Below are 10,293 nucleotides of genomic sequence, written 5' to 3'. Positions count from 1 at the left end.
CGTGCTGGCGACACCGTTCCGAGCTGTTCGCGCTGGGCTTGCGCTGCGCCGGGCACCCCGACGGTGGCAGCCGTCACCAGCGGCCGAGCCGCGCCTGGAGCACGGCGAGCGCCGCGGGCCCCGCGGTGCTCGTGCGGAGGACCGACGCACCGAGCCGGACCCGCGTGGCGCCCGCGTCGGTGAGGCGGTCGAACTCGGGGTCCGCGATGCCGCCCTCGGGACCGACGACGAGTGCGATCGCCCCCGCGCCCTCGGGAACGGCCACCGAACTGAGCGGCTGCTCCGCGAGCGGATCGAGCACGAGGACCGTCGTCGAGGGCGGGAGGCCCGCCCCGTCGGCCAGGGTCGCGGTCGTGACGAGCGGTCCGACGTCGGGGACCCGGGCCCGGAGCGACTGTTTCGCGGCCTCCCGGACGATCGCGCCCCAGCGGGCACGGCCCTTCTCGGTCTTCGGACCCTCCCAGCGGGACACGCTCCGTGCAGCCGACCAGGGCACCACGCCGTCGACGCCGATCTCGGTCGCCGCCTGGACCGCCATCTCGTCACGGCCGCCCTTCGCGAGTGCCTGGACGAGCACGAGCCGTGGCGAGCCCTCAGGTTCGACGTCCACGGACCGGACCGCGAGCGTCAGCGCGTCGCGGCCGACCTCCGCCACCGCGCCGCTGACGACGGTGCCCCGACCGTCCCCGATCCGCAGCGCCTCGCCCTGGCGGATCCGCGCGACCGTGACGGCGTGCCGACCCTCGGCACCGTCGAGCGACACGACGTCGCCGGGACGGACGCCGGCGAGGTCGTCGACCAGGTACAGGGACGCCACGGATCAGAAGGTGAAGAAGCGGTCACGGAGCTTGCCGAAGAGCCCCTGCTGGAACCGGGCGAGCTGCGGCGCCGGCGCCTTCCGGGACTTGGCGAGTTGTTCGACGAGACCGCGTTCCTTGTGCGAGAGCTTCGTCGGCGTGACGACCTGGACGCCGACGCGCAGGTCGCCCCGACCCCCACCGCGCAGTCGCGTCACCCCGCGGTCCTTGATCGTCAGGACGTCGGCGCTCTGCACCCCCGGCCGGATCTCGAGCTCGACCGGGCCGTCGAGCCCGTCGATGGTCGTCGTCGTGCCGAGGATCGCGTCGGTCATCTGCACCTCGAGTGTCGCGAGGAGGTCGTCGCCGTCGCGGCTGTACACGTCGTGGTGCCGCACCTTGACCTCGAGATACAGGTCGCCCGAGGGTCCGCCCGCCGGCCCGACCTCGCCCTGACCGGGCATCTGCAGCCGCAGACCGGAGTCGACGCCCGCGGGGATGTCGACGGGGAGCGTCCGGCGGGCGCGCACGCGGCCCTGGCCCTGGCAGGTCGGGCACGGGTTCGGGATCACAGTCCCGTACCGGCGGCAGGTGCCGCAGGGCGCGCTCGTGACCACGTTGCCGAGGAGCGACCGGACGGTCCGTTGCACGTGCCCGGTGCCCCCGCAGATGTCGCAGGTCACCGGGTGGGTCCCGGGCGCGCTGCACGAGCCGCCGCAGGTCTCGCACAGCACGGCCGTGTCGACCTCGATGTCCTTGTGCGTGCCGAACACGACTTCCTCGAGGTCGACCTCGACACGCAGGAGGGCGTCCTGGCCGCGCTCGGCGCGCGACCGTGGCCCGGTGCCGCGCGCACCGAATCCGCCACCGCCACCACCGAAGAAGGCGTCGAAGATGTCGCCGAAGCCACCGGCTCCGCCGCCGAAGGTGCCGTCCTGCGGACCGGCGTCGTAGCGGCGCCGCTGCTCCGGGTCGCTGAGGACGTCGTAGGCGTGGGTGACGTCCTTGAACCGCTCTGCCGCCTCCGGGCTCGGGTTGACGTCCGGGTGGAGTTCCCGGGCCAGGCGTCGGTACGCCTTCTTGATGTCCGCGTCGGCGGCGTCGCGTGCGACGCCGAGGACCTCGTAGTGGTCTGCCACAGCACCTCAGTCTGTCGGAGTGGTCGGCGTCCGCCGCACGGTGGTCCCGATCCGGGACGACCGGCGGTCCGGACGGATGGTCAATTGTCGGCCAGGAGCCCCGAGAGGTACCTGGCCACCGCCCGGACGGCGGCCATGTTCGTGCCGTAGTCCATGCGGGTCGGGCCGAGCACGCCGAGCCGGGCGACCTCGCCCCCGGCCGCGGTGTACCCACCGGCCACGATGCTCGTCGCGTCGAGTCCCCCGGCGGTGCCGAGGTACGCGGCGTTCTCCTCGCCGATGCTCGCGGCGACGGCGACCGCGTCGAGCTGCATCTCGCCGAAGAGCCGGAGCAGGGTCACCTGTTCCTCGATCGCCTCGAGCACGGGGAACAGACCGCCGGCGAAGTCGTCCTCGCTCTTCGCGAGGTTCGCCGCGCCCGCCATGACGAGCCGGTCCTGGCGGTTCGCGCGGACCTGCTCGACGAGTGCCGCGACCACGACGGCGGCGAGTCCCTGCAGCTCGGGGCGCACGCGTTCGGGGATGCCGAGCAGCACCCGGGGGACGTCCTGCAGCAGCAGCCCGACGGCCGCGGAGCCGAGCACGGCGCGGAGTTCGGTGAGGGCGTCGTCCTCGACGCGGAGATCGGTCTCGAGGATGCGCTGCTCGACGCGTGCGGTGTCCGTGATGAGCACGCTCATGAACCGGGTCTCGCTGAGCCGGACGAGTTCGACGTGCCGTACCCGGGCGCGGATCATCGAGGGGTACTGCACGAGCGCGACCTGGTTCGTGAGCTGGCTGAGCAGACGCACCGTGCGACCGAGGACCTCGTCGAGGTCGTTCGACCGCCCGAGGAAGGTCTCGATCGCGTGCCGCTGGGCGCTCGACAGCGGACGGGCCTCGGTCAGGTGGTTGACGAACACGCGGTAGCCCTTGTCGGTGGGCACCCGCCCCGACGACGTGTGCGGGGCGACGATGAGCTGTTCTTCCTCGAGGGCGGCCATGTCGTTCCGGATCGTCGCCGACGACACCCCGAACGCGTGCCGCTCGACGATGGAGCGGGACCCGACGGGCTCGCGGGACGCGACGTAGTCGCGCACGATGGCCTTGAGCACCTCGAGACTGCGTTCCGACACCATGACGCGCCCTCCCTCCTGCCACTCGTGCGCGATGTGCGCCCGGAGGGTCCGGCGGTGGTCGCACCGTCCGCCGTGCCACAGAGCTGGCACTCTCCGGGTCCGACTGCTGATCCTACGCCGAACCTCCGACCGACCGGGCCTCGAACCGGTCACAGCGAGCCGTTACGCTTCCGGCATGAGCACGACGCCGCCCTACGGACAGCAGCCGGACCCGCAGTGGGGACAGCAGTGGGGGCACTACCAGCCGCCGCAGCCGATGCGCCCCGAGGACCAGCGCCTCTGGGCGACCCTCGTGCACGTCGGCGGGATCTTCTTCCAGTTCGTCGTCCCGCTGGTCGGGTACCTCGTGCTGCGCGACCGGGGACCGTTCGTCCGCGAGCACACGCGGGTCGCGTTGAACTTCCACTTCACGATGGCGATCGCGTACGCGGTCGGCGTCATCACGTCGTGGCTCGGCATCGGCGTCCTCATCCTGTTCGCCGTCGCCGTGATCCAGGTCGTGTTCGGCGTCATCGCGGCCGTGCGCGCCAACGCCGGGCAGTTCTACCGCTACCCGCTCAGCATCGAGTTCATCCGCGCCTGACGACCACCGTCGGTCACCTGCCCGCGGACACGGCCGGGAGGCCCGCCAGCAGCCCGCCGCTCCCCCGGCGGTCCGTCAGTCCAACAGCTCCCGCACCACGGCGTCGGCCAGCAGGCGCCCGCGCAGCGTGAGGTCGAGCCTCCCGGACAGCGCGGCGCGGCCGTCGACGAGTCCGCGCGCGATGAGCCCGGCGACGCGCCCACGCGCCTCGGGACGGAGCTCCGCGGTGGCCAGCTCGCCGCGCACGCGCGCAGCGAGCAGGACGCGCTCGACGTACCGGGTCTCGTCGTCGAGCGTCTCGCGGCCGGCCGCCGGTGATTCGCCCCCGAGCACGCGCGCGGCGTACGCGGCCGGGTGCTTGACGTTCCACCATCGGGTGCCGGCGACGGCCGAGTGCGCCCCCGGACCCACCCCCCACCAGTCGTGGCCCTTCCAGTAGGACAGGTTGTGGCGGCTCGCGTGCTCGGCACCGCGGGCCCAGTTCGAGACCTCGTACCAGCTGTACCCGGCGGCAGCAAGACGTGCGTCGGCCTCCTCGTACATGTCGGCGGCCAGGTCGTCGTCCGGCGCCGGCAGGAGCCCCTTCGCGACGGCGCGCCCCATGGCCGTGCCGTCCTCGACGATGAGCGCGTAGGCCGACAGGTGGTCCGGCCCGTACGCGATCGCCGCGTCGAGCGAACGGCGCCAGTCGTCGAGTGACTCCCCCGGCGTCGAGTAGATGAGGTCGAGGCTGACGTCGAGCCCCTCCGCCCGCGCCGCATCCACCACGAGCGGGACCCGCTCCGGGTCGTGCGTCCGGTCGAGCGTGGCGAGCACGTGGGGCACCGCGGACTGCATGCCGAAGCTCACGCGCGAGAACCCGCCGCGGCGCAGCGTCGCCAGGGACTCCGCGTCGACCGAGTCCGGGTTCGCCTCGGTCGTGACCTCGGCACCCGGGAGGATCCCCCAGGTGTCGTCGATCGCGCGAAGGATCATCACGAGGTCGTCCGCCGGCAGCATCGTCGGGGTCCCACCGCCGAAGAACACCGTGGACACCGGCCGACGCGCGACGCCCGACCGGTCGAGGACGGACGCCGCGAACCGGATCTCCTGGACCGCGTGACCCGCGTAGTCGTCGCGCCGGACGCCCCGCAGTTCCGACGCGGTGTAGGTGTTGAAGTCGCAGTACCCGCAGCGGACACGGCAGAACGGCACGTGCACGTAGACGCCGAACGGGACGCCTCCCGCGTCCGCCGAGGGGACGATCAGGCCGTCCGCGGGGGCGGGATCGGCGATCGGCAGGGCGCTGGGCACGGACTCCATTGTCCCACCGTGCCGCCGTCCCCGGGTCACACCACCGGTCGCGCGGCCGGTACGGGGTCGCCATGATGGTCCCATGCACGACAGCACCACCTCCGGGAGCACGGACCCGGAACCCAGCGCCGACAGCGTCGTCGGCACCATCGTCCTCTGGGACGTCGACGGGACCCTCGTCGAGAACGCCGCCGTCCCCGGGAGCCTGTACCACCTCGCGCTCGAGCGCACCGTGGGCCGGGACCTCGAGCAGCTCGTCGGACACCAGCACGGCCGGACCGACGCCGGGATCATCCTCGAGGCCCTCCGGGCCCACGGGCTCGACCCGGAGCTGTCCGAGACCGTCCGCGGACACCTGCAACGCCTGTCCGAGGAGCGCTACCGGTCGGGTGAGCGGCGGACGCCCGCGCCGGGTGTGATGGCCCTGCTGCAACGCATGACCGATCGTGGCTGGCGCTCCGCGCTGCTCACCGGGAACTCCGCGGGTCGGGCTCGCCTCAAGCTCGCCAGCGCCGGGTTCGACCCGGACGCGTTCGACTGGGCGCACTCGTACTTCGGGGACGAGGACGTCGAGCGGCAGGCGCTGACGCGCCGGGCGGCCGCGGACCTCCGCGGGAACCGGGTGGTGGTCATCGGGGACACGCCCCGCGACGGCACCGCCGCCGACGCGGCGGGCATCCCGTTCATCGCGGTCGCCACCGGCGTGCACGACGTCGACGAGCTCGGCAGGACGAGCGCGGTCGCGGTCGTCGCGGACTGCGCGGAGGGTGCCGACACCCTGCTGGACGCCGTCGCCGCGCTCCGGCCCCTGGTCTGAACGGCCCGGCGCGCGATCCTCAGTCGGAACCGAGCAACGCCTGCAGGTAGGCCTGGGCGAGTCGCCGCTGCTGGCGTCGGAGGAACGGGCCGAGGAACCGCCACCCGCGCGATGACGGCTGCGAGAACTGCCGCACCTGCAGCCAGACCGAGCCGTCCGTGGTGCGCTCGACGACGAAGGACTCCTCGCCCGACACCGGGTGCCCCTCGAGCGTGCCGTACGCGAAGCCCTTGCGGTCCGGTTCGTCGATCACCGAGACGACGCGGACCGGGGCGTGCACGACCCGCCCGTACGCGTGGATCGTCAGCGTCGCGGTCGTCCCCGCGGTCAGCAACGGCGTACCGTCCGGCGCGAACCGCTCGGTCGTCCCGCCGCCGATCGAGGCCGGTGTGACCGGACGACCCTCGTCGTCGAACTCGACGGGGGTGTAGCCGACCTCGTCGTCGTCGGGGACGTCCTCCACGCGGACCCGGATGCCGCTGCGCTCCTGGATCTGCCAGGTCAGGGTCTGGACCCACGCCGTCTCGAACCGCTGGTCGCCGTGGCCGATGCGCGTGCGGGACTCGCTCGGCGTGAACCCCTCGGGCGGGTAGGTCATGAGGTCCGGCGCCTGGGTCGCCCCGACGGCGCCGTAGGTCAGGGCGGTGGGGCGGTGGCTGCCGCGGGTGCTCATCCGCCCATCGTACCGAGCGTGGGGTCGTTCCCCCCGGCGAGGACCCGCAGGTAGCGCGCCGTCGTGCGCCGCGACTTCCACTGCACGAACGGCCAGAGCAGCGCCCACAGTCGGTTCGCCGGTCGTGAGAACGACCGCACGACGAGCCAGACCGTGTCATCGGGACGGTGCTCGACGAGGAACGCGACCTCGCCCGACTCGGGGTGCCCGCGACGGGTGCCGTAGGCGAAGCCGCCGCGGGTCTCCTCGTCGACCACGCGGACGGCGCGGACCGGCGCGTCGGTGGTGACGCCGTACGCGCGGATGTGCAGGACAGCACGGTCTCCGGCGCGGAGGCGCGGGTGCGGTCGCCCGGGTCGGGACGGGTCGTGCGGACCGTCCGGGTCCTCCCGGGCCTCCCGGTGGTCCTGGGTCTCCCGGTGGTCCTGGGTCTCCCGGTGGTCCTGGGTCTCCCGGTGGTCCTGGGTCTCCCGGACCTCCGGTTCCACCCGGATCCCGACGCGCTCCTGGATCTCCCAGCGGAGCACGGCGTCGACCGTGCGGTCGTGGCAGGCACGACCGCGCCCGATCCGCGCGGCGTCCTGCCGTGCGCGGTACCCCGCTGGCGGGGCCGTCACCAGGTCGGGGGCGAGCGATCCGCCCTCGGGCGCGTAGGTCAGGGCGTCGCGGTCCGCACCGGCACGTGCGGCGTGGGCGCTCCCCGGACCGTCGGCGGTCACTTCTTCTTGGCGTCCTTGGCCTCGGTGTCACCGGAGAGCGCAGCGATGAACGCCTCTTGCGGGACCTCGACGCGACCCACCATCTTCATGCGCTTCTTGCCCTCCTTCTGCTTCTCGAGGAGCTTGCGCTTGCGGGTGATGTCACCGCCGTAGCACTTCGCCAGGACGTCCTTGCGCATGGCACGGATCGATTCGCGCGCGATGATGCGCGCACCGATCGCGGCCTGGATCGGGACCTCGAACTGCTGCCGCGGGATGAGTTCGCGCAGGCGACCGGTCATGAGCACGCCGTACGCGTACGCCTTGTCCCGGTGGACGATCGCGCTGAAGGCGTCGACCTGGTCTCCCTGGAGCAGGATGTCCACCTTGACGAGGTCGGCCTCCTGGTCCCCCATGGGCTCGTAGTCGAGGCTCGCGTACCCCTGCGTGCGGCTCTTCAACTGGTCGAAGAAGTCGAACACGATCTCACCGAGCGGCATCGAGTACCGGAGCTCGACGCGGTCCTCGCCGAGGTACTCCATGCCGAGCATCGTGCCGCGGCGCGACTGGCACAGGTCCATGATCGCGCCCACGTAGTCCTTCGGCGCCAGGATCGCCGCGCGGACGACGGGCTCCTTGACGCTGGCGATCTTGCCCGACGGGAACTCCGACGGGTTCGTGACCTCGACGGTCTTCTTGTCCTCGGTCGTGACCTCGTAGACCACACTCGGCGCGGTGGTGATGAGTTCGAGTCCGAACTCGCGGGACAGCCGCTCCGTGATGATCTCGAGGTGCAACAGCCCGAGGAACCCGCAGCGGAACCCGAAGCCGAGCGCGACCGAGGTCTCGGGTTCGTAGACGAGTGCGGCGTCGGACAGCTTCAGCTTGTCGAGTGCCTCGCGCAGGTCCGGGTAATCGCTGCCGTCGATCGGGTACAGCCCCGAGAACACCATCGGCTTCGGGTCGGTGTACCCGGCCAGCGCCTCCGTGGCGGGCCTCGCGGCGCTCGTGACGGTGTCGCCGACCTTGGACTGCCGGACGTCCTTGACGCCGGTGATGAGGTACCCGACCTCGCCGACTGCCAGGCCCTTCGTCGGTACCGGCTCCGGGCTCGACACCCCGATCTCGAGGATCTCGTGGGTGGTGCGGGTCGACATCATCTGGATCTTCTCGCGGGGGCTGATCCGCCCGTCGACCATGCGCACGTAGGTGACGACACCGCGGTAGCTGTCGTAGACCGAGTCGAAGATCATCGCCCGCGGCTCGGCGTCCAGGCGACCGACCGGCGCCGGGATGCGTTCGACGACCCGGTCGAGCAGCTCCGCCACGCCCACGCCGGTCTTGCCGCTCACGCGCATGACGTCGGCCGGGTCGCCGCCGATGAGCTGCGCCAGCTCGGCGGCGTACTTGTCCGGCTCCGCGGCGGGCAGGTCGATCTTGTTGAGGACCGGGATGATCTCGAGGTCGTTCTCGAGCGCGAGGTACAGGTTGGCCAGGGTCTGCGCCTCGATCCCCTGGGCGGCGTCGACGAGCAGGATCGCGCCCTCGCACGCGGCGAGCGACCGCGACACCTCGTACGAGAAGTCGACGTGGCCCGGAGTGTCGATCATGTTCAGGGCGAACGTCTGGCCGTCACGCTCCCACGGCATGCGCACGGCCTGCGACTTGATGGTGATCCCGCGCTCGCGCTCGATGTCCATCCGGTCGAGGTACTGCGCCCGCATCGCACGCTCCTCGACGACGCCGGTGATCTGCAACATGCGGTCGGCCAGCGTCGACTTGCCGTGGTCGATGTGGGCGATGATGCAGAAGTTGCGGATCGCCCCGGCCGCCGTCGACGCGGGTTCGAGTGGTGCGGATGCTTGTGGGCTCACGGTTCCTCTGAGGTCGAGCGGTGGATCGGTCGATTGTTCCACGCGCAGCCGACCGATGCGGCCAGACCCGGCCGCGGCGACCGCGGCGAGGACGGGAGCGACCCTGCCGGCAGGGTCGTCAGCGCGGGTCCGGGAGACGACGGAGACCCTCGCGGAGCACCGCGGGGTCCGCGGCCAGGCACACGCGGATCCACCCCTCACCGGCCCTCCCGAACGCGCTGCCCGGCGCCACCGCGACGCGCTCCGTCAGCAGGAACCGCTCCGCCCATGCCGCGACGTCCCCGTCGGTCGCGTGCGCGACGTCGATCCACAGGTAGAACGCGCCCTCGGGGTCGTTGTACGTGATGCCCTTCGCGTCGAGGACCTCTCGCGCCACCTCGAGGTTCGCGCGGTAGTGGTCACGGGCCTCCTGGACGGCCGAGTGGTCCCCGACGATGGCCGCGAGGGCCGCGAACTGGTCGGGTTCGGCGACACAGCTCACCGTGGCCTCCTGCACCGTCCGCATGGTCCCCGCCATGCCCCTCGGCGTGACGAGGTACCCGACGCGCACGCCGGTCATCGCGTACGTCTTGCTCAGGGAGAACACGCTGAACACCCGGTCGTCCTCGTCGAGGGACGCGGGACTGACATGGCGGGCGCCGAACGTGAAGTACTCGTAGACCTCGTCACTGATGACCCAGAGGTCGTGCCGACGGGCGAAGGCGAGCAGCCGCTGCACGGTCTCCGCGCCGACCACCGACCCGAGCGGGTTCGACGGCGAGTTGAGCAGGAGCACGCGCGTGCGGTCGGTCACGCTCGCCTCGAGGGCGTCGAGGTCCGGCTCGAACCCGTGCGCCGGTGCGAGCTCGTACGGCACCGGGACCGCACCGAGCATGTGGGCGTTCATGGTGAAGGTCGTGTAGCCGGGGTCCGGCACGAGGACCTCGTCGCCCGGCGCGAGCAGCAGTGCCATCGCCTGGTGCAGGGCCTGGGTCGCCCCGACCGTCACCCAGACCTGCTCGATCTCGGCGTCGATCCGGTTCTCGCGGGACAGCTTCTCCTGGAGGGCCCGCCGCAGTGGCGCGATCCCGCCGTTCGGCGTGTAGTTGGTCCGGTCCTCGGTCCACGCGCGTCGCGCCGCGTCGCCGATGTGCCGGGCCACGGGCACGTCGGGCTCGCCGACCACGAGCATGATGGCGTCGTCGAGGAGCAGAGCCTGCTCGTAGATCCGCCGGATGCCGGAGTCGGGCACGGTGCTGATGTGCGGCGCGAGCGATGGCATGGCGCAACGCTAGTCGAGGGGTGGCGCGTTGATCGCTCCT

General features: G+C 72.1%; 10 protein-coding genes. 2 read left to right on the top strand and 8 right to left on the bottom strand.

The window, feature by feature from the left end; translation table 11 throughout:
- Positions 1–73 precede the first annotated feature (73 nt).
- The 3 genes from DEI88_RS06520 to hrcA form a co-directional block, all read right to left on the bottom strand.
- Entirely contained in the window at positions 74–817 is a 744-nt protein-coding gene (locus DEI88_RS06520) for a 16S rRNA (uracil(1498)-N(3))-methyltransferase (RefSeq protein WP_111012606.1), read from the bottom strand.
- Positions 818–820: 3 nt separating this feature from the next.
- Entirely contained in the window at positions 821–1,936 is a 1,116-nt protein-coding gene (dnaJ, locus tag DEI88_RS06515; RefSeq protein ID WP_111071722.1) for a molecular chaperone DnaJ, read from the bottom strand.
- An 80-nt stretch (positions 1,937–2,016) separates the two neighbouring features.
- Positions 2,017–3,054: a heat-inducible transcriptional repressor HrcA gene (gene hrcA, locus DEI88_RS06510; protein WP_111008670.1), complete on the bottom strand. Its 1,038-nt coding sequence runs from the start codon at positions 3,052–3,054 to the stop codon at positions 2,017–2,019.
- Positions 3,055–3,229: 175 nt separating this feature from the next.
- On the opposite strand from hrcA, the gene DEI88_RS06505 reads away from it, so the two are divergent.
- Complete coding sequence (locus DEI88_RS06505; RefSeq protein WP_111008669.1) at positions 3,230–3,637, top strand: DUF4870 domain-containing protein; 408 nt, start codon at positions 3,230–3,232, stop codon at positions 3,635–3,637.
- A gap of 75 nt (positions 3,638–3,712) precedes the next feature.
- Here the strand turns inward: DEI88_RS06505 and hemW are convergent, their stop codons facing one another.
- The gene (hemW, locus tag DEI88_RS06500; protein ID WP_181441199.1) at positions 3,713–4,930 is read right to left on the bottom strand and encodes a radical SAM family heme chaperone HemW; all 1,218 of its coding nucleotides are present in this window, start codon (positions 4,928–4,930) and stop codon (positions 3,713–3,715) included.
- Between the two features lie 82 nt (positions 4,931–5,012).
- On the opposite strand from hemW, the gene DEI88_RS06495 reads away from it, so the two are divergent.
- On the top strand, positions 5,013–5,747 hold the full coding sequence (locus tag DEI88_RS06495) for an HAD family hydrolase (protein ID WP_111048615.1): 735 nt from the start codon (positions 5,013–5,015) through the stop codon (positions 5,745–5,747).
- A 19-nt stretch (positions 5,748–5,766) separates the two neighbouring features.
- Here DEI88_RS06495 and DEI88_RS06490 read toward each other — a convergent pair whose 3' ends face one another.
- The 4 genes from DEI88_RS06490 to DEI88_RS06475 form a co-directional block, all read right to left on the bottom strand.
- Entirely contained in the window at positions 5,767–6,420 is a 654-nt protein-coding gene (locus tag DEI88_RS06490; protein ID WP_111036758.1) for a DUF1990 domain-containing protein, read from the bottom strand.
- Positions 6,417–7,139, bottom strand: a complete 723-nt coding sequence (locus tag DEI88_RS06485; RefSeq protein WP_111071720.1) for a DUF1990 domain-containing protein — start codon at positions 7,137–7,139, stop codon at positions 6,417–6,419. Before DEI88_RS06485 ends, DEI88_RS06490 begins: the two co-directional genes overlap by 4 nt.
- Positions 7,136–8,992: a translation elongation factor 4 gene (gene lepA / locus DEI88_RS06480; protein WP_111071719.1), complete on the bottom strand. Its 1,857-nt coding sequence runs from the start codon at positions 8,990–8,992 to the stop codon at positions 7,136–7,138. The genes DEI88_RS06485 and lepA overlap by 4 nt, the downstream gene beginning before the upstream one ends.
- A 118-nt stretch (positions 8,993–9,110) precedes the next feature.
- A complete protein-coding gene (locus DEI88_RS06475; RefSeq protein WP_111048618.1) occupies positions 9,111–10,253 on the bottom strand; it encodes a pyridoxal phosphate-dependent aminotransferase in 1,143 nt (380 codons plus the stop codon).
- Between the last annotated feature and the right edge of the window lie 40 nt (positions 10,254–10,293).

This window comes from Curtobacterium sp. MCBD17_003 (assembly GCF_003234885.2).
In the GTDB taxonomy this organism is placed as follows: Bacteria; Actinomycetota; Actinomycetes; order Actinomycetales; family Microbacteriaceae; genus Curtobacterium.
The sequence above is the reverse complement of the archived record's forward strand: the minus strand, read 5'-3'. Positions and strand labels throughout refer to the sequence as shown.